Here is a 19,793-nt window from a genome sequence, read left to right as displayed (position 1 = left end):
ACGAGAAGGGACTCCTTCATGCCTGTCGATCTCACCCGCCGCAGCGCCCTGTCGGCGCTGGGCGCCTCCGCCCTGGCCCTCACCCTCGCCGCCTGCTCCGGCTCCGAGAAGGACGCCGAGCCCGCCGCCGAAGTCGACCCCTCCGCCGCGGCCGCCGCGGCCGCGGCCGGGGGCGAGCTGCTCGTGTGGTCCTGGGAGCCCACTCTGACCGACGTCGTCGCCGAGTACCAGCAGGCCTTCCCGAACGTGAAGGTGGAGCTGGTAAACGCCGGCACCAACGTCGAGGAGTACACGGCACTGCAGAACGCCATCTCCGCCGGGTCCGGCATCCCCGACATCGCCCAGATCGAGTACTACGCCCTGCCGCAGTTCTCCCTGTCGGAGTCGCTCGCGGACCTGACCCAGTTCGGCGCCGCCGACCTGGCCGACTCCTACTCCGCGGGCCCCTGGTCGTCGGTCGCCTCCGAGGACGGCATCTTCGGCCTGCCCATGGACTCCGGGCCGATGGCGCTGTTCTACAACGAGGAGGTATTCACCGAGGCCGGCGTTGAGGTCCCCACCACCTGGGACGAGTACCTCGACGCCGCCCGCGCCATCCACGCCGCCAACCCGAACCACTACATCGCCAACGACATCGGCGACGCGGTCAAGACGCTGTCCCTGCTGTGGCAGGCCGGGGCCCGCCCCTACACGGTGGACGGCACCACGGTCGGCATCGACTTCAGCGAGGAGGCCTCCCAGAAGTATGCCGAGCTGTGGACCACCCTCATCAAGGAGCAGCTGCTCTACCCCTGCGCCGACTGGTCCGACGAGTGGTACCGGGGCCTGGGAGACGGCACCATCGCCTCCCTGGCCATGGGTGCCTGGATGCCGGCCTCCTTCGTCGGCGGCGTCGAGGCCGGAGCCGGCAAGTGGCGCGTGGCGCCGCTGCCGGCCTGGGAGGCGGGGCAGACCGCATCCTCGGAGATGGGCGGCTCCTCGCTGGCGGTCACCGCCGCCAGCGACAAGCAGGCCCTGGCCTACCACTTCATCGAGTACGCCAACGCCGGCGACGGCGTCGCCAGCCGCATCGCCAACGGGGCCTTCCCGGCCACCACCGCGGACCTGACCAGCGAGGACTTCCTGTCCACCGAGTTCGACTACTTCGGCGGGCAGAAGGCCAATGAGGTCTTCGCCGACAGCGCCGCGGCCGTTACCGAGGGCTGGTCCTTCCTGCCCTTCCAGGCCTACGCCAACTCCATCTTCAACGACTCGGTCGGCAAGGCCTACGAATCCAAGGGGACCACCTCCATCGCCGACGGACTGTCCGCCTGGCAGCAGGCCTGCGTCACCTACGGAAACCAGCAGGGATTCAAGGTCTCCTGACCCGCCCCGGGGCGGCGCGCCGGAGGACGGGGCAGGGACCCCAACCCCGGCGCGCCGCTGCACACCACCGACAGAACGGCTCACGGCCGGCTCGCGACCAGACAGGGCATGATGAACAGCACCACCACCCGCCCCGGCTTCCCTCGGCGCCCGCGCCGCGAGGGCGCCGCCATCCACTTCGGCGCCGACTACAACCCGGATCAGTGGCCCGAGAGCACCTGGGAACAAGACATTGACCTCATGCGGCAGGCGGGCATCACCGTGGTCACCCTGCCGGTGTTCTCCTGGGCGCATCTCCAGCCGAGCGAGGACTCCTGGGACTTCGGCTGGCTGGACCGGATCATGGATCGGCTGGCCCAGGCGGGCATCGACGTCGACCTGGCCACCTCCACCGCCTCTCCACCCGCCTGGCTGACCACCAAGCACCCCGAAGTGCTGCCGGTCACCCGCACGGGGGAGACCCTGTGGCCGGGAGGCCGACAGCAGTGGCGCCCCACCTCACCCGTCTTCCGCCGCTACGCGCTGGAGCTGAGCCGCCGCATGGCCGAGCGCTACGCCGAGCATCCCGCACTGGCCGCCTGGCACGTCAGCAACGAACTCGGCTGCCACAACGCCTACGACTACTCCGAGGACGCCGCGGCCGCCTTCCGCGACTGGCTGCGCCGGCGCTACACCACGCTGGAGGCGCTCAACGATGCCTGGGGGACGGCGTTCTGGTCGCAGACCTACCACCGGTGGGAGGAGATCCTGCCGCCCCGCCTGGCCGCCTCCGAGCCGAACCCCAGCCAGCTGCTGGACTTCCGGCGCTTCTCCTCCGACGCGCTGCGCGACTACCTGTGCGCAGAGAGCGAGGTGCTGCGGAGAGCCACCCCGAGCATCCCCATCACCACCAACTTCATGGTCATGGGCGACACCGCCGCCATGGACTACCCGGGCTGGGCCGAGGACGTCGACTTCGTCTCCAACGACCACTACCTGGACCCCCGTCCGGGTGGAATCGATGAACTCGCCTTCTCCGCCTCGCTCACCTCCGCGATCGCCGGCGGACGCCCCTGGTGGCTCATGGAGCACTCGACCTCCGCGGTCAACTGGCGTCCCGTCAACCCGCCCAAGGTCCCCGGGGAGCTGATGCGCGACTCCTTGACGCACCTGGGCCACGGCGCCGACGCCATCTGCTTCTTCCAGTGGCGGGCCTCGCGGGCAGGCGCCGAGAAGTACCACGCCGCCCTGCTCCCGCACGCCGGAGAGGACTCGCGCCTGTTCCGCGACGTCGTCGCCCTCGGCAAGCGCCTGGAGGAGCTGGCGGAGGTGGCGGGCAGCCCGGCCCTGCCCGCCCGCGCCGCGGTCGTCTTCGACTACGAGTCGTGGTGGGCGCTGACCCAGGAGTTCCTGCCGCACACCCGCCTGGACTACCGCGGCCAGGCGCTGGACTGGTACCGGGCCCTGGTGGGGGCGGGAGTGCGCGTCGACGTCGTCTCCCCGCGCAATGATCTGGCCGGCTACGACCTGCTGGTCGCCCCGCTGCTGCACGTCATGCCCGCGGACCTGACCGAGCGCCTGCGCGCCGCCGTCGCCGGGGGCAGCCACCTGGTGACGACCTACTTCTCCGGGACCGTGGACGAGCACGATCACGTGATCCTCGGCGGCTACCCCGGCGCCCTGCGCGACCTGCTCGGCATCCGCGTGGAGGAGTTCGCCCCTCTGCTCGACGGCGAGGCCGCCGCCCTGTCCGACGGCGCCACCGGCCGCATGTGGACCGAGGCGGTGGAGGTCGCCGCCGCCGACGTCCGGGTGCTGCGCCGCTACGAGTGGGCCCGCGGCATCGACCCGGGCACCCCCGCGGTCACGCTGCGCCCGGTGGGTCGGGGCTCGGCGGCGTATGTCTCGACGCGCCTGGAGGGTGAGGACCTGGCCGGGCTGGTCGCGGAACTCCTTGCCGAAGCGGGGATCGAGCCGGACCTGCCCGAGCCGCTGCGCGGCCAGGTCATCGCCTCCGTCCGCCGTGGCGAGGCGGCCGACTACTGGACGCTCACCAACCGCGGCAACCGCGACCTCGGAACGGCCGTCGATGTGGCCGGGATGCTCGGCGGGACTGTGCTGGGAGGCGCCGAGTCGCTGGGAGCGTCCGACGCCGTCGTCGTGCGGGTGCCGTGCGGCTGAGCGGCTTCAGCCCTCCTGCCAGGCGGCCAGGGCCGCCAGGGAGTCGAACATGTCGTCGAACAGGAGCCGGTTGTCGAGGCGCCGGTAGCGGCGCATCGGCCGGGTGTCCTGCGGGTAGCGGTAGGTGCCGTCCTCGGCTATGCGGGGCGTGGGGAGGACGTCGTAGTAGGAGGAGGCGGCGTCGGGCTCGAAGGTGGTCTGCAGCGAGGACAGCAGCACCAGCGGCTGATCGCCCAGCACATAGGTGGCCCCCGGGTGCGCCATGCCCGCGACCAGCGCCCGCACCTGGTTCAGCTCACTGAGCAGGTAGGCGCCGACGGCTCCCGCGCGGGCGCAGCCGCGGCGGATGGTCGGCATGGACACGGTCGCGGAGCGGTACACGTCGCGCGGGATCTGCCAGATGCGGGCCTGGGTGTCGTTGAAGACGTAGCGGGCGGATGCCGGATCGAGCGCGAGGTTGTACTCCATGTCCGTGCCGCCCTCGGGCACGTAGGCCAGTCCCGGGTGCTCCCCGCCGCCGATCCAGATCAGGGTCAGGCGCGCGGTGATCTCGGGCGCCGCCTTGAAGGCGCGGGCGACGTCGCCGAGCGAGCCGCCGGCCACCACGTAGAGCGGCCGGTCATCGTGGCGCAGCGCCTCGGTGACGATGAAGCGGGAGGCGGCGGTCTCGCCGTCGTAGGCGTCGAAGCCGCGGTCGTCGCCGTCATACAGGTCGACGCCGGTCACGCCCATGGTCTCCAGCAGCGCCCCGACGCGCTCGCGGCCGGCGCGAACGGAGGAGCCGGTGCGGTTCCAGGCGTCGTCCTCGCGCAGCCGGGAGACGACTACGCCGCGCACCTCGGTGCCCTCGATGAGCAGGTGGTGGGCCAGGGCGAACAGGTCGTCGGGGTCTCCGGCGAAGTCGTTGTCGATGATGACGCGGGTGCGGGGTGCGGTGCCGGGGAGTCGGTCGGCCTCGGATAACCAGGGCTGGGTGCCGTAGGCCCAGGTCCTGGGGGCGGTAGTCATGCCTTGCTCCTTACTTGACCTTGCGGACCGGGAGAATGGCCGCGGCGCTGATGGCTACGGCGATTACCGCCGTGATGAAGATGGCGGAGTAGCCGCCGGTGCGGGCTACCAGTTGTCCGGCGACGAAGGGCGCCAGCATCTGGCCGATGTTGGAGGCGACGTTGGCCACGCCCAGGTCGCGTCCGGCGGCATCCGGGTCGGGCAGAACATCGATGAACAGGGCCACGTCCACCGCCATGTACATGCCGTAGGCGGCCGCCATGAGGATGTAGAAGAAGTAGTACATCGGCAGTGTCGGCACCAGCAGCGGTACCAGCATGTCCGCGGCGATCACCAACGAGGCGCCGATGACGAATGGCTTGCGCCGCTTGACCTTGTCCGAGAGCTTGCCGGCGAAGGCCAGCATGAGCAGCTGTACCGGTAGTGCGGCTGCCGACAGCGTGGCGACGATCGTGTTGGCCTCGGCCGCGGTGTGCGCGGGGCGCAGGTGTGACTGAATGATGTACAGGTTGTAGTTGGTGACGGCGGTGTAGCCGAAGAACATCATGAACCGGGCGATCCAGACCCAGCGGAAGTCATGGTCGAACAACGGGACGAAGAAGCCCTTGAAGAAGGCGATCCAGTCGAAGTGGCTCAGCTCCAGGTCCTTGGAGGAGCGGTCCTTGGCGAAGGTGACGAAGATGAGTGCCCCCACCACCACGGCGATGGCGAACACGAAGTAGGCGTCCAGGCCCATGGAGTTCATGAGGATGCCGGCAACCACGGAACCGCCGGTGAATCCGGCCATCATGCCGATGCCGGATATGCCGGAGACGGTGCCGGTGCGCTCGGCGGGCACCCGGTCCGCAACCGTCGTCGACAGTGGGGCCTGCATGAAGTTCAGGGACACCTGGGCAGTGGTCCAGAAGACGGTGAGCATGAGCACCGTGGTGGAGTAGCGCAGGCCGATCATGAAGGCGGCCCCGGCGACGGCCCCGGCCACGATCCAGAAGGCGCGCCGCCCCCAGCGCGAGCGCCAGCGGTCGGAGATGACGCCGACGATCGGCTGGGCGAACAGCGTGAAGAACGAGCCGACGATCATCATGTTGGAGATCGAGCTGGCCCGGGCGGCCTCGTACTGCTTCAGCAGTTCCAGCAGGTGCGCCTGCTCGGCCGTGGCGGTGGCCGTGCCGGCGTTGACCTCATTGGCCAGGTTGGTCAGCTCGGTGAGCTGATCCAGGGTGGTCACGGTGGTGCCGGAGAAGTACTGCCGGAACTCGATCGTCTGCACGGTGTTGGGCAGCAGGATCGCCGCCAGTGCCGAGTAGCAGGCGTACAGGAAGACGCCGGCGATGACGAAGGAGATCAGGTACTGGTAGTACGGGCGCCCGCCCAGGTACTTGGCCGAAGTGCCCGGGCGGCTGGGCTCCTCGACGCGGGGATCGACGGTGGTGGACATGCGGCTCCTTTGCATAGATGCCCGGACGTTCGCTGTGACGCTGGCAACCAACGAGGTTCCAACCGGTTGGTTCATTTAACCTTGAATGGTTTCATTTTGTCAAGGCATCATGTGCCGACGCGAGTCCTGCCGGGCGGCGCGGATACGCTGCAGCCTGCGCATCCGCGCCGCCCGGCCACCGGTCCTGCGCCCGCCGCCCCGATGCCCCAGGGACTCGATCTCCGGGCTGAGGCAGTTGATGTACTCGGCGGCCATATCCTCCGGCGAGCGGTGGTAGCCGCCACGAATCCAGTCATCGATGAGTCCGAACAGGCCATAGGCCTTGAAGCGGCGCACGTACTGTGTGCGGGGGTCGACGGTGGAGGCGCCGCTGGGGGCGCGGCCCGCCGCCCGAGCCGGCGCCTCTCCGTCTAGGGCGGCCAGTACCGTGTCGAGCAGAATGTTCTCCTGCCCCGCGTCGTAGACGACGTCGTTGATGTCCCGCACCTGCAGGCAGAAGCGGAACAGGGCTATCGCATTCGCGCGGTCGTCGGTCTCGTCGTACCAGTGGCGGGCGGCGAAGTCCAGCCAGGCGGCCCGGTACTTGTAGGCCAGTACCTCCTCCTTGGAGGAGAAGTGCCGGAAGTAGGTCACCCGGCCCAGTCCGGCCCGTGAGGCTATCTCACCGGCACTGATCTTTTTCAGTGGCTTGTTCTGCATGAGCTCGAGCAGGGCGTTGCCCATGGCGTCTTTGAGCGGCGCCGCAGAGTCCTCGAGTCGTGCCATGTTGACCTCCAGGGATTGGTCGATTCGGCAGCGGTCCGGGGCGTCCCCGGCCTCGGCAGGCACAGTCGTGGCGGGGCGTTCCCCGTTTGCAATATAGCGATCACTCCGGGCCGGACACGCCCACGTGCAGGCACTCGATTTCGGGCGGGTGCGTCGTCGACCCGGTGGCGCGGGTGGACTACGGTTGTGAGCCGCTGAGGGGAACATGGGATGATGCCTTGCCTTGAAGACAACGGTCGCGAGAGACGTACCCTGGGAGGCAACTGTGGTGAAACGGCGGCGGAGGGACAAGCGAAGGGGCAGGGCGCGACCGGCAACGCCCGATGACGTGGCCCGCCCGCGCATACCCGAGCCAGAGGTGGTCTCAACGCCGGACGGTGCCCGTGACCTCGCCGCCCTCCTGCTGCGTGCGGACCGTGAAACAGCAGTGGCCGTGGTGTCCACGCCTTCAGGCAGCGACAAGCCCCTGATCGACGCCGCCGCCCTCGCCCGCTACGGGCGCGGCCGCGTCCCGGTCTACGTGCTCAAGACGGGGCCCGCATCCTTCGCCCTTGCCGATGCCATGCCGGAGTACACGCAGGTGTACGGGGGAGCGGGCCGCATATACGCGCCGGACCTCAGCTGGGTCACGGATTGGAGCAGGTCGCGACTGTTCCTCGCATACGACGAGCAGTCCGGGCAGCGGGCAACCGATGGTCTGATCGGGGAAGTCGCCAGGTTGCTGCCGCGTGAGGATCAGCCGGTGGCGGCGCAGCCGTTCCGAGGGACTGTGAAGATGCTGATTCCTCCGTCCCGGGCGCTGATCGAGAGCGAGGGGGAGGACTCCGTGCTCGCCACGATTTCTCCGGAGGACTCCGTGCCCGCACTCGAGGTGAGCATCGGTCAGCTGGTCGCGCAGGGGCAGCACGTCGAAGGCGGCTACGACCAGGACACCGGCTACCTCGACGTCTCGGCGGGGGTTTACCCGCCGGAACGCGCGCTGGACGGGGTGATGGCCGGAGACGTAGTTCTGGTCAGGGTGCAGGCGATGACGCCGGAAGAGCTCGTGGTCGAGCCCTATCCGCGCGTGGCTGTACGCATTCCGAAGGGTCGCGTGACACCGAACCCCTTTGACAGTTTGGACGATCTGTTCTGGATCGGCGCGGTGGCCCGCGCCCGTGTCGAATCCACTGCTGACGGGCTGGCATTGTCCATGGACGACGTCGACGACGACGAGCCGGTTCGTACGCCGCCGAGCCTGCTTCCGGGCGGACCCCCCTGGCTGGAGGAGGCTGATACGGCCGCGTGGGAGGGTGCCGACTATGTCGCCGGACAGCCGACTGGCGGGGCGGGGAGCGAACCGCAATCACCTGGCAGTGCGCCCTCACCCGACACCGCCCCCGGCGTCGCGAATGGAGACGCCGTGGGTGGTGGCGGGACTGTGCCGTCTCCACTGGCCGTGGGCGGGGTGGTGGAGGGTGACGCCCGGGGGCGCCGCATCATCGAGCTGGAGCGCGCCCTGGCCAGCGCGCGCGAGAGCATGTCTCGGCTCGCCGACCGCCTGGACCGGGAACGAGAACAAACGGAGCAGTTGCGCAGGGAGCTGTCCCTGACGAGGCAGCTCCACCGCGAGGCCGTCAACGAGGCGGCACAACTGACCGAGCGGCTCCAACACTCCATGGCGCAGCACCGCAATGCATCCCGCAGGCTCGCGCAGCGCAGGCCCGAGCGCGATGGCACGCGGGGCGGTGCAGGTGGTGGGACGGAATCGCCGCGAGGCGCGCAGGCGCTGTTCCTCGAGCCCGAGGACCAGTTGCGCCATGAGATCTATCTGGCCTGGGCGCAGCTGACTCCTCCGCAGGAGAAGGGTCGGTGGCCGCTTCCGACGGATTATGTCGTGGGCTCCGGTTTCCTCGACTCGCTGAAGGCCCTGGAGGGGGTGGACCACGAACGGGTGCTCAGGGTCGTGGTCGAGGTGCTCACCGGACGGGTGAAGGACATCCCGGCGCGGCAGCTGCACCGGCTGCGCCTGAACAATCACAGCGGTCAGGTGCGCACCCGCGAGGACGGCGCGATCGCCTTCCGGGTGGCCGTCCAGGTCAACACCCCCTCCGCCCGGAGGCTGCACTTCTGGCGCCTGCCGGACGGGCGCGTGGAGCTCATCAATGTGGCCGTGCATGACGACATCGACATCTAGTCGGTGAAGGGGTAGTGCTTGAAGCGGGGCGGGCTAGGCCCCCGGACTACTGGGCGCCGTCGCCGCGAGTGCCCGGGCCTCCGGAGACAAGCGCACGCCCTCACAGCTGCGGGCGGACGCCATAACGGGCATGACCCTGCGTACCCGGCAAGGCAGCCAGCATGCCGCCGGCCGCGGGCCTCGGCCCGGTGGCGGCCCGTCGGAGCCTTCGAGGCCGTCCCCTATCCTGCCGCCCTGCACGAGCTGGGCCTGACCACACTACTCGACGAAATCCCACCCTCCTAGGCGGTGAAACCGCGGGCGCGCCCCTGGCCTCGAAGGGGTCGCGGAAGGTGTAACAGCGCAGGCTGGTTGCCTGGTAGGCCGGGCTCGGAGTGCTCGCGCCCACTGCTCGGCGGGAAGGCGGGGTCCGAAATATGTCATTATCGGCTCCGCGGTGGGCTGTCGCCCGTATCCTGTTCCGGCGATGAATCGTTGTCAAAGCAATTGGTGAGAGTTGGGTTCGGGAGTGTAGGTACGTGTCTGCGGTGTTGCGCGCCGAACCCGTCGCGCATCGATACCGTGTGGGTGGCGGCGCCGAGCCGCCCCGGGGGCGAGATCAAGGAGGGGAAGCGATGGCCGCCACCATGCGTCAGGTTGCGGACCTGGCCGGCGTCTCGCTGAAGTCCGTGTCCCGGGTGGTCAACGGCGAGCCGAATGTGAGCGACGAGCTGCGGCGCAAGGTTAAGGCTGCGATTGATCAACTCGACTGGCGGCCCAATGCCATGGCGCGAACGCTGCGCACCGGTCGTACCGAGACCGTGGCCGTCGTCGTTCCTGACATGCGGTCCGGCTGGGTGTCCGCGCTGACGCAGGCGCTGGTCATCGAGGCGGATCGGCGCGGGCTGCGCACCGCGATCGAGCCCTGTGGCCGGGACGGTGAACGGGCCGCTCACGTGCTGGCCGAGCAGGCGACCTCCTTCGACGGCGCGATTGTCGTGGGGGGAATACATGGCGAGGACACTTCCCCTGCGGCGGAGTGGCCGCTGCCGGTCTGCCGCGTCGGCGCCTTCGAGGCCGGTGGCGCCCCGAGCGCCGATGGGGGAGTGGGCCTGGACCTGGAGCAGGCCGCAGACGCCGTCGCCCGGCACCTGCGGGCGCTGCGCCTGACGACACCGGCGGTGGTCGGCCCCCGCCCGGACCGGCCGGGCAGCTTCGCTCACGCCCTGCGGCGGGCGCTGAACGCGCCGTCGGTGGTGGAGACGGCCGCCGTGCCGAGCCGGGCCGAGGGCTTCCGCCTGGCTGCGGAACTGGCGCTGCTCGTGGACCGCCACGACGCCGTCGCGTTGGCAGATGACGAACTGGCCCTGGGAGCGCTCGCGGGCCTGCGCAGCCGAGGAATCCGGGTACCGCAGCAGATCGCGCTGTGCGGATGCGGCGGACTCGAGGACGGGCGGTTCTCCTCGCCGTCGCTGACCACGCTGGCCTTCCCCGCGGGCGAGATCGCCAGGATCGCGCTCGACGATCTGCAACGCAGGTGGGAACCGGGGTCCCGCAGCGGGGTGATCACCCCCGTAGGGGCCACGCTCATACGTCGCGAATCCACGCTGGGGTTCACCTCCACGGTCCCTCTCTCGATCGGGGGCTTCCGGCCGCGCCGAGGGGAGGCGGGCTGATGCAGCGGCGGGTCCGGCTGCGGGATGTGGCGCAGGCCGCCGGTGTCTCGGTGGCCACGGCGTCGACGGCGCTCTCCGGGCGCGAGAAGGGCGGAACCACGCGGCTGTCCGAGCAGACTCGGCAGCGGGTCAGGCAGGCGGCGCGGACCCTGGGGTACGTCCCCTCCGAGGCCGCTCGGGGACTGGTCACCGGCGCCTCGGGGCGGATCGCGATCGTGGTCCCCAACCTCTACCAGCCCTACTTCTCCCGTCTCGCGGAGACCCTCATCAACGAACTGGCCCGGCACGGCCTGCGCTCGACGATTCGGCTCACCAAGGACGATCCCGAACGGGAACGCGATGCGGTCATGGGCGTCACCACCCGGGACGCCGACGGCGTGCTCATATGCCCGCATCGCCTGAGAGATGAGCTGCTGGCCGGGCGGCGTCCGCCGCTGCCGGTGGTGCAGATAGGCGCGAACCCGACCGCCGGGGTGGCCAGGGTGGCCATGGATGAGTTCGGCGGTGCGCTCGCCGCCGCCCGCCACCTGGTCGCCAGCGGACGCCGCCGCATCGCCTACATGGCTCAGATGGACGGCGCCGGCGGGCCGCGTTTGGAGGCGTACCGCTTCGCGCTGGAGGAAGCGGGCGTCGACGCCGATCCGGCCCTGATCGTCCAGGGCGAGGACTGGGACCGCCGGGACACCGGGCTGGAATCGACGATCGGCCTGCTGCGCTCGGGCGTCCGCTTCGACGCGCTGATGTGCAGCAATGACGCCGTGGCCATCGGTGCTCTGCGGGCTCTGCAGGCGGCCGGAATCGCGGTCCCCCGGGATGTGGCGGTGACCGGCTTCGACAACACCGTCGAGGGCGAGTTCGCCACCCCCTCGCTGACCACTGTCGACCCGGGGACCGACGCCATGGCCCGCGCCGCGGTGGAATGCCTGGTGGCACAGCTGCAGGGCGAGGCGCACGAGGCGCCCGCAGAGGCGCCGACCACGCTGATCGTGCGCGACTCCAGCCGCTGAACCGCCCGCACGCCGCCCGGCGCTTTCCCCTCTCGCAACGCCACCTCGACGCCGGGTTGTGCCCTGAATCACTTAATCGTGGTTGACAACGTTTAATCAGGGGGTCATGATGGACGTGTCACAACGGCCAGAGGAGTTGACAATGACGCCACTCGATATGGAGGAGACCGGGGCGCCGATCTGCCAATGCGCCCCGGCCGCACCGGGACCCCGCGCCCGCCCCGCCGGTCGTGCCCCGCTCGGCCTCGAGCGCGTCCGCATTCGTCCGGAGAGCCTGCTCGGCCGCTGGCAGGAGCGCAACGCCTCCAAAACCATCCCCCACTGCATCGGGCAGCTGGAGGCCTCCGGCGTCATGAACAACTTCCGGCGCGTCATCGGCGAGTCCGGCGCTCCCTACCGGGGCTTCGTCTTCGCCGACTCGGACCTGTACAAGGTCATTGAAGCCGTCGCCTGGGAGATCGCCCGTTCCGGCACTCACCGCTTCGACTCCTGGCTCGACGACGCCGTTGCGCTCATCGCGCGCGTACAGGAACCCACCGGCTACCTGCACACCTGGATCCAGGGGGTCGCCCCCTCCAGGCGCTTCGCCGAACTGGATCGCAACCACGAGATGTACGTGCTCGGCCACCTGATTCAGGCCGCCGTGGCCCTGGACCGGGCGGCGGGCCGAGAGGACCTGCTCCAGGTCGCGATTCGCTTCGCCGCCCTGGTGGACCGCCGCTTCGGTCCCGGCCGCGAGGAAGGCATCCCGGGGCACCCCGAGGTCGAGACCGCCCTCATCGAGCTGTACCGCCACACCGGCCAGGCGCGCTGGCTGCGCCTGGCCGAGCACCTGGTCAACCAGCGCGGCCGCGACATTCTGCCGGGCGAGGGCTTCGGTCGCCGCTACTACCAGGATCACCGGCCTGTACGCGACGCCGTCGACCCGACCGGCCACGCGGTCCGCCAGCTCTACCTGAACGCGGGGGTGACCGACCTGTACCTGGAAACCGGCGAGGAGCTGCTGCATGAGGTCATGCGTGAGCAGTGGGACCGTGCCCACGAGCGCAAGATGTACCTTTCCGGAGCCTTCGGCTCCCGCCATCGCGACGAGTCCTTCGGCAACGACTACGAGCTCCCCGCGGACCGGGCCTACGCCGAGACCTGCGCGACCATCGCCGACCTGCAGTGGACCTGGCGCATGCTGCTGGCCGGCGAGGACCGCCGCTACGCCGACGTGATGGAGCGCGAGCTCTTCAACGCCCTGGCCGCCGCAGTGGATGAGGGAGGCACTCGCTTCTTCTACTCCAACCCGATGCAGCGCCGCCCCGACCGCTTCAGTGAGGAGAACGCCCCCGCCGAGCGCCAACCCTGGTACGCCTGTGCCTGTTGCCCGCCCAATATCGCCCGCACCATCGCCCAGGCCGGTGCCTATGTCGCCAGCGTCCTGGAAGTCGCCGACGGGCCCGTGCTGGAGCTGCACCAACTGGTCGCCTGCGACATCGGCCTGCCTGACGCCCTCGGCGGTGGCACTCTGGCGGTCCGCACCGACTACCCCGCCGACGGTGAAATCTCCCTGCACGTGAACGGTCCGGCGCTGCCACTCGGGTCGGCGGTGCGGGTGCGCATCCCGGCGTGGGCCGAGGGCGTCACACTGCGGGCTGCCGACAGGCAGCGGTCGGTTACGGACGCCGAGCGCGCTCGCGGCTACGTGGTCATCCCGGCCGACGACGTCGACGGCGCTTTCTTGCAACTCCCGCTCCGTGCCCGCTGGACCGCAGCCAACCACCGGGTGGATGCCGTTCGCGGCGCCGTCGCGCTGGAACGCGGCCCGATCCTGTACTGCCTGGAGCAAGCGGACCTGCCCGAGGGCGTAGCCGTCGACGACGTCTACCTGCCCGAACCGCCGACGGCCATTGAGCTGCCGCCCGCGGCTGCCGCCCCGGCCCCATCGCTGCGCATCGGCGTGAAGGTGCGTGAGACCGAGAACCCGCTGTACCGCCCCGCCACCTGGGGCGCACGGGTGGCGGCATCCCGAAGGGTCGAGGTCGACCTGGTGCCCTTCTCCACCTGGGGCAACCGCGGCCCCGGCGCCATGCGCGTGTGGATCCCGACGGCATGACCGTGCTGCCGGCCACGCCTTCCCTCTCTTGTCCATTCCCCAACCCTCGCTCAAAGGAGAGAACCATGAACACCTGTCCACGTGTGCCGGCGCTTAGCCGACGCACCGTCCTGCGGAGCCTGGCGGCTGCCACCGCCGTCGCGGCGGCCGGCGGCACGCTCGCCGCATGCGGCGGATCCGGCTCGGGCGGCTCCAATGGCCTGCGCATCCTTGTGCTCAAGCACGCCCTGACCAAGCCGATGGCGCAGATGGCATGGGTCAAGCAGCTCGAAGACGTCGCGGGCATGCCCATCACCTGGGAGGAGGTCTCCGCAGACTGGGATCAGAAGAAGTCCACCATGCTCGCCGCGGGCGACGTCCCCGACCTGATCGTCGGCACCGGGGCCATCTCGGACTCCGACCTGGCCACCTATGGCACGCTCTTCGAGGATCTCTCCGACGATCTTGACGCCATTCCCAACGTCAAGGAGATGCTGGCGGCCAAGCCGGAACTCATGGCCCTGGCCACTCAGAACAGCGGTGCGATCTATGCCGTCCCCGGGTACAAGCGCTTCTGGCCGCCCACGGTGCAGCACCAGTACATCAACCGCCAGTGGTTGGACGCGCTGGGCCTGGACATGCCCACCACCTGGGACGAGCTGTACGACGTGCTACTCGCCTTCAAAGAAGGAGATCCGACCGGAACCGGGGCGAAGGTGATCCCTATGGACTGGAGCCCGGTAGGAACCACGGGCTTCGGCTACTTCCAATCCGTGCTGCTGCTCGGATCCACCGGCCTGCCCCTGTCCTCCGGCGGCGGGCAGGGCTACTTCCTCCAGGACGGCAAGGTCTCCAACTTCCTCATCGACGAGCGCTACCGCGACGTCATGGTCTTCCTGCACAAGTGCTACGCGGCCGGACTGATCTCCGCGGAGGTGCTGACTCAGGACTACTCGGCCTACCAGTCCGCCGCGCGCGGTCCGGGGGACGGCGTGGCCACGGTCGGCTTCACCTGGGGCTGGACGCGTTCGGACCGCTTCGGCCCCGAGATCTACGAGCAGTACGAGGCCATGCCCGTGCTGGCGCAGAAGGCCGGACAGGCCGCGCCCGTCGTCTGGAGTTACGACGGCTTCGGCGAGAACTTCCCCGCCAACCAGATCGTGGTCTCGGCCGCTACGCCCAACAAGGAGGCGGCGCTGAAGGCTCTCAACGCCTTCTATGACCAGGAGATGAGCCTGCAGGTGCTCTTCGGAGACATCGGCCCCAATATTGAGAAGGTCGACGAGACCACCTACAAGGTGCTGCCGGCCGAGGACGGCACCGACCCCTCCACCTGGAAGTGGACCTCCACCCTGGCGGACAACGGCCCCATGTGGATCCGCGACGACATCACCGTAGAGCTGCCCACCGACCTGCAGGAGGCCATCGACGAGTCGGTGCCGCTGCAACCCGCCATCGACAACATGGATCTGGACCAGGACGTCTATCCCGCCCAGTTCATCAAGATGAGCGCCGAGGACATCAACGCGATGGCGCTGGTCGACACCACCATGCTCAACACCACGCAGACCAAGTTCGCCGATTGGATCACCAACGGCGGGGTCGAGGAGCAGTGGGACGACTACCTCGCCACCGTCAAGGCCTCGGGCCTTGAGGACAACATCGCCAAGATGCAGCAGTACTACGACGACTACATGGCCTCGAAGCAATGAGTACCGCAGTAGCAAGACGCAGCGGTGCCCCGGCGGGGCATGCCGGGCATGGCCCGGCCAGACACTTCAAGCGCTATTGGCAGCTGTGGGTGATGGTGCTGCCGGCCACCGCCTTCGTCCTGGTCTTCGCCTACGTCCCCATGTACGGCATCCAGCTGGCCTTCCGGGACTTCGACTTCTCCGCGGGCCTGACGGGCGGCAAGTTCGTGGGGCTGAAGTACTTCCAACAGTTCTTCGAGTCCCCGATGTTCGCCACTCTGATGCGCAACACCGTACTGATCTCGGTGACCACACTCGTGCTGGGATTCATCGCCCCGATCATCCTCGCGCTGCTGATAAACCAGTTGATGCACTCGCGCATCAAGCGCTGGGTCCAGACCATCACCTACCTGCCGCACTTCATCTCCGTGGTGGTGATCGTGGGCATGCTGCAGGTGTTCCTGTCTCCCAGCGACGGCCTGCTGACGCGGCTGCTGGCATCCATTGGCATCTCCGGCACCAACTTCCTGGGGGATACGGGCAGCTTCGTCCCGGTCTACGTCCTGTCCGACATCTGGCAGCACGCCGGATGGAACTCGATCATCTATCTGGCGGCACTGGCCGGCGTCAACACCCAGCTGTACGAGGCCGCCCGCATCGACGGGGCCAACCGGTGGCAACTCATTCGCCACGTGGACATACCCGCCCTGGTGCCCACGATGATCATCCTGCTCATTCTCAACATGGGCAACGTACTCAACACCGGCTTCGAAAAGGTGTTCCTGATGCAGAACACCCTGAACCTGCCGGTCTCCGAGGTCATCTCGACCTACACCTACAAGATCGGCATTCTCAGCAGCCAGTTCAGCTACTCGACTGCCATCGGCCTGTTCAACACGCTCATCAACTTCACCTTCCTCGTGCTTGCCAACCGCATCGCGAAGCGGGTGTCTGACACGAGCCTGTGGTGACGAAGGAGGAGACATGACCACCACATCGCTCTCACCGGGCCGATCCCGCGCGGCTGGGCGACCTCCGTCTCAACGTCGGCGCTGGTCGTCGGGGGAGAGGCTGTTCGACCTCGGCGTGCTGCTGGCCTGCGTGCTCGTAGTGTTCGCGACCCTGTATCCGATCTACTTCGTGCTGATCGCGTCCATCAGCGACTCCAACGCCGTGGCCACCGGGGAGGTCATCATGCTCCCCAAACGGCTGAGCCTGTTCGGCTATGAACAGATCCTCGGCGACGGGCGTATCTGGACCGGATACCGCAACACGATCGTGTACACGGCGGTGGGCACGGCCTTGAACCTCGCGGTCACCCTGCCTGCGGCCTTCGCGCTGTCCCGCAGGGAGTTCCGGCCGCGGCGCCCGCTCATGCTGTTCTTCGCGTTCACCATGTTCTTCAGCGGCGGGCTCATTCCCACCTATCTGCTCTACAAGGACCTCGGACTACTGGACAACTGGCTGGTGTTCATCCTGCCTTCGGCGGTCAACGTCTACAACCTGATCATTGCCCGCTCATTCTTCGAGAACTCCCTGCCCGAGGAGCTCTACGAGGCGGCGACGCTAGACGGCGCGGACTACTTCAGGTTCTTCGCCACCATGGCGCTGCCGTTGTCGAAGGCGATCATCTCGGTGATCGGGCTGTACTACCTGGTGCAGCACTGGAACGACTTCTTCACCGGCCTCATCTTCGTGCGCGACTACGCCAAGCAGCCGCTCCAGATCGTCCTGCGAGACATCCTGCTGTCCAACCAGGCATTCTCCGGCGGGGCCGGCGGTGGCGGCGGGTCTGGAGGCGCCTACGCGCAGCGATACGCCGACCAGATCAAGTACGGGGTGATCGTGGTGTCCACCCTGCCCGTGATCGTCGTGTATCCCTTCCTGCAGAAGTACTTCGAGAAGGGCGTGCTGATCGGAGCGGTGAAGGGATGAGCCGCCAGTCCGCCCCACGGGGGCGCGTCATGCCCGCCCTCGTGGGGTGGCACGTACGCATCGGCGAGGTAGTAGGACGCCTGTTCGTCCTGCATCTGGTCTGGCTGCTGGGGGTCGCTGCCGGAGGGGTCATTATCGGTGCGGCGCCGGCGACTCTGGCTCTCAACGCCGTCATTCGGCGCGACCTGCTCAATCAGGCCTTGGAGGCGGGCAATCTGGTGGTAGCCGAACGGCCCGGCCTGTGGCGGGAGTTCTGGCGGGTGTGGCGCCAAGAGTTCTGGCGCGCGCAGGCGATCGGCGCGGTGCTGCTCGCAGGTTGGGCCCTGTTCGGGCTCGACCGGCTGGTGCTGCGCGGCGGCGTCGGCGAGGTCACTCCCTGGCTGTCCGGGCTCGTGGTGGTGCTCAGCGTGCTGTGGGCGGCGGTGACGCTGATCGTCTGGCCGGTGGCGGTGCACTTCGACGAGCCCCTGCCGCGGGTGGCCAGGCTGGTGGTGGTGCTGGCGCTGTCACGTCCGGCGCACTCGCTGACGGTGCTGGCCGTCGCGGCCGGATGGCTGTGGCTGTGGCGCGCGTGTCCAGGGCTGGTCCCCGTCTTCGGTACGACCCTGCCCGCCTGGTGCGTGGCCTGGTTGTACTGGCGCTCGGGCGTCCTCCCGCTGCCGGAGTCGGCGGTGCCGATCGAAGAACCCGACGACGCCGATGTCGAGGCCGCCATTCGGGCACTGGCGGAGCACTGACGGCTTGTCCGGTTGTGAGTGCGGTATTTCGGCGGGCGCCGGGTGGACGCCGTGGGTGCGGGACTGCGGTATGGCGGGCGACGGCGCGGACGCGCGGACAATAGCGGACGGTGACGCGGGCAAGCCGTCGAGAATGCGCGACTGACACCGAGCACGCAGCCCATACCCGCTGTGTTGTCTCGTGGTTTCTGGGGCTATCGGATCGCGTTGGTTCTGGGGGTGTCAGAAGCCGCGAGGCTCTGGCGCTGGCACAACGGGGGCGTCTTGCGCGGCGCCGCGGTCGGGCTGGCCGAAACGGGGCGTGGTGTTCGAGGGATGACCACCAGGCCACGTGGCGGTCGGGATCCGGCGCTTCGTCTTTTGGGTGCGGCGGCAGATGCGTTGGCGGCTGGTGTCTTTCGGTCGACGGCTGGTGCGGAGCGGCAAGGCTTCGTGAGCCTGCCCCGCGGCGCCCCGGATACTTATGCCGAGTTGCCCTCCCCGCGCATGCTCCGCTTGAACCGCGCTCCGCTACTTGGACCGCGCTCCGCTATTTGGACCGCGTGTGTCCGCTTGGACCGTCTGAGAACGCGTCTAGGACGGTCCAAGTGGCGGTAGGCGGTCCAAGTGGCGGCAGATGGTCCAACGGTGCGGGGCTGCCGGCGTCGCGGGGGTGGCGGGCACGCTGGCATCCCGGGAGTCATGAGACTCAGTAGCCCCGGAGCTGTATAGACAACAAGGCTGCCCAGACCCGCGTCCTCGAGGCGCCCAGCGTCCTGGCGGGCGAATCCGCGTCCTCAACGGTCCCGGTGGTCGCCGTCGGCGTCCCGGTACCCGCCATTGGCCCCGGCGCGGCCCGGCGGCACCGGCGTACCGGACCCGCCCGTCGCCGCTACAGTGCCCGCAGGCCGTGCCTCCCGCTGCCCCCAGGCGCCGGGCGCCGTGCCGACCGGGGTGCCCGTTCCACCGAGCGCCTCCGTGAGGCTCTTGACATCTAAGATGTGAACGTTCACTATTGGGGTGCTGAGCCGCGACGATCGCCGCGGCCGGGTCCCTGCGGCATCCAACGAGCGGACGTCCAGCAAGGCCTCACCAGTGCGGCAACGGTGCTGAACGGTGCCACTGCAGACCATGACCCACCCGACGAGCAACTAGGAGAAGAACATGACCGAACGAATCGTCCTGGCTGATTTGGATGATGGTGTGCGTGGGGCGGTGGCGGCTGCGCGTGAGCGGGTGGCTGGTTTGCATGGGGAGTTGATTCGGTGGGGTTTGGTGGTGTGGACGGCTGGGAATGTGTCTGAGCGGGTGGTGGTGACCCGGGCGGATGGGAGTGTGGAGAGGACGGGGTTGTTTGTGATTAAGCCGTCGGGGGTGGCGTATGAGGAGTTTTGTGCTGAGAATATGGTGGTGTGCACGCTGGATGGGGACAAGGTTGTGGATGGGACGCCGGAGGGGTTGGTGCCGTCGTCGGATACGGCGGCGCATGCGTATGTGTATCGGCATATGGATGGTGTGGGTGGGGTGGTGCATACGCATTCGACGTATGCGACGGCTTGGGCGGCGCGGCGGGAGCCGGTGCCGTGTGTTTTGACGATGATGGCTGATGAGTTTGGGGGTGAGATTCCGGTGGGTCCGTTTGCGTTGATTGGGGATGACTCGATTGGGCGGGGGATTGTTGAGACGTTGTCGGGGTCGCGGTCGCCGGCGGTGTTGATGGCGAATCATGGTCCGTTCGCGGTTGGTCGGGATGCGCGGGCTGCGGTGAAGGCTGCGGCGATGTGTGAGGAGGTGGCG

Annotated in this window: 14 protein-coding genes; 11 read left to right on the top strand and 3 right to left on the bottom strand. The window is 68.7% G+C overall.

Translation table 11 applies throughout. The features are described 5' to 3' along the window. Positions 1 to 18: 18 nt before the first annotated feature. Entirely contained in the window at positions 19 to 1,365 is a 1,347-nt protein-coding gene (locus tag BLR49_RS05045) for an extracellular solute-binding protein (protein WP_092534433.1), read from the top strand. A gap of 111 nt (positions 1,366 to 1,476) precedes the next feature. Continuing rightward, positions 1,477 to 3,525, top strand: coding sequence for a beta-galactosidase (locus BLR49_RS05040; RefSeq protein ID WP_092534786.1), 2,049 nt, complete (start codon positions 1,477 to 1,479; stop codon positions 3,523 to 3,525). Between the two features lie 6 nt (positions 3,526 to 3,531). Here BLR49_RS05040 and BLR49_RS05035 read toward each other — a convergent pair whose 3' ends face one another. The 3 genes from BLR49_RS05035 to BLR49_RS05025 all read right to left on the bottom strand — a co-directional run bounded on the left by BLR49_RS05035 (position 3,532) and on the right by BLR49_RS05025 (position 6,736). Continuing rightward, positions 3,532 to 4,533, bottom strand: a complete 1,002-nt coding sequence (locus BLR49_RS05035) for a nucleoside hydrolase (RefSeq protein WP_092534430.1) — start codon at positions 4,531 to 4,533, stop codon at positions 3,532 to 3,534. A gap of 10 nt (positions 4,534 to 4,543) precedes the next feature. After that, positions 4,544 to 5,971 (bottom strand): MFS transporter, encoded by a 1,428-nt coding sequence (locus BLR49_RS05030; protein ID WP_176765786.1) that lies wholly within the window; start codon positions 5,969 to 5,971, stop codon positions 4,544 to 4,546. Positions 5,972 to 6,070: 99 nt separating this feature from the next. Next, positions 6,071 to 6,736 carry a TetR/AcrR family transcriptional regulator gene (locus tag BLR49_RS05025; RefSeq protein ID WP_176765785.1) on the bottom strand — a complete coding sequence of 222 codons (666 nt, stop codon included), beginning with the start codon at positions 6,734 to 6,736 and terminating at the stop codon, positions 6,071 to 6,073. Between the two features lie 358 nt (positions 6,737 to 7,094). Between BLR49_RS05025 and BLR49_RS05020 the strand changes: the two genes are divergently transcribed. The 9 genes from BLR49_RS05020 to BLR49_RS04980 all read left to right on the top strand — a co-directional run. Continuing rightward, positions 7,095 to 8,912 (top strand): hypothetical protein, encoded by a 1,818-nt coding sequence (locus tag BLR49_RS05020; protein WP_143013702.1) that lies wholly within the window; start codon positions 7,095 to 7,097, stop codon positions 8,910 to 8,912. A 614-nt stretch (positions 8,913 to 9,526) separates the two neighbouring features. Continuing rightward, the gene (locus tag BLR49_RS05015; RefSeq protein ID WP_092534418.1) at positions 9,527 to 10,567 is read left to right on the top strand and encodes a LacI family DNA-binding transcriptional regulator; all 1,041 of its coding nucleotides are present in this window, start codon (positions 9,527 to 9,529) and stop codon (positions 10,565 to 10,567) included. Beyond that, complete coding sequence (locus tag BLR49_RS05010) at positions 10,567 to 11,574, top strand: LacI family DNA-binding transcriptional regulator (protein WP_092534415.1); 1,008 nt, start codon at positions 10,567 to 10,569, stop codon at positions 11,572 to 11,574. The genes BLR49_RS05015 and BLR49_RS05010 overlap by 1 nt, the downstream gene beginning before the upstream one ends. Before the next feature lie 142 nt (positions 11,575 to 11,716). Continuing rightward, positions 11,717 to 13,675: a glycoside hydrolase family 127 protein gene (locus BLR49_RS05005; protein WP_218121309.1), complete on the top strand. Its 1,959-nt coding sequence runs from the start codon at positions 11,717 to 11,719 to the stop codon at positions 13,673 to 13,675. 65 nt (positions 13,676 to 13,740) lie between these two features. Beyond that, positions 13,741 to 15,366 carry a type 2 periplasmic-binding domain-containing protein gene (locus BLR49_RS05000; RefSeq protein WP_092534409.1) on the top strand — a complete coding sequence of 542 codons (1,626 nt, stop codon included), beginning with the start codon at positions 13,741 to 13,743 and terminating at the stop codon, positions 15,364 to 15,366. Then, positions 15,363 to 16,316: an ABC transporter permease gene (locus BLR49_RS04995; protein ID WP_092534406.1), complete on the top strand. Its 954-nt coding sequence runs from the start codon at positions 15,363 to 15,365 to the stop codon at positions 16,314 to 16,316. Before BLR49_RS05000 ends, BLR49_RS04995 begins: the two co-directional genes overlap by 4 nt. 13 nt (positions 16,317 to 16,329) lie before the next feature. Next, a complete protein-coding gene (locus BLR49_RS04990; RefSeq protein ID WP_092534403.1) occupies positions 16,330 to 17,280 on the top strand; it encodes a carbohydrate ABC transporter permease in 951 nt (316 codons plus the stop codon). Beyond that, a complete protein-coding gene (locus tag BLR49_RS04985) occupies positions 17,277 to 18,017 on the top strand; it encodes a YesL family protein (protein ID WP_092534400.1) in 741 nt (246 codons plus the stop codon). Before BLR49_RS04990 ends, BLR49_RS04985 begins: the two co-directional genes overlap by 4 nt. Positions 18,018 to 19,160: 1,143 nt before the next feature. Beyond that, the coding region (locus BLR49_RS04980) for an L-ribulose-5-phosphate 4-epimerase (RefSeq protein WP_092534397.1) at positions 19,161 to 19,793 on the top strand (633 nt) is incomplete at its 3' end.

Source organism: Actinomyces ruminicola (assembly GCF_900103885.1).
Lineage (GTDB): Bacteria > Actinomycetota > Actinomycetes > Actinomycetales > Actinomycetaceae > Actinomyces > Actinomyces ruminicola.
Note: the sequence above shows the minus strand (reverse complement) of the source record. Positions and strands in the feature narration are given on the sequence as shown.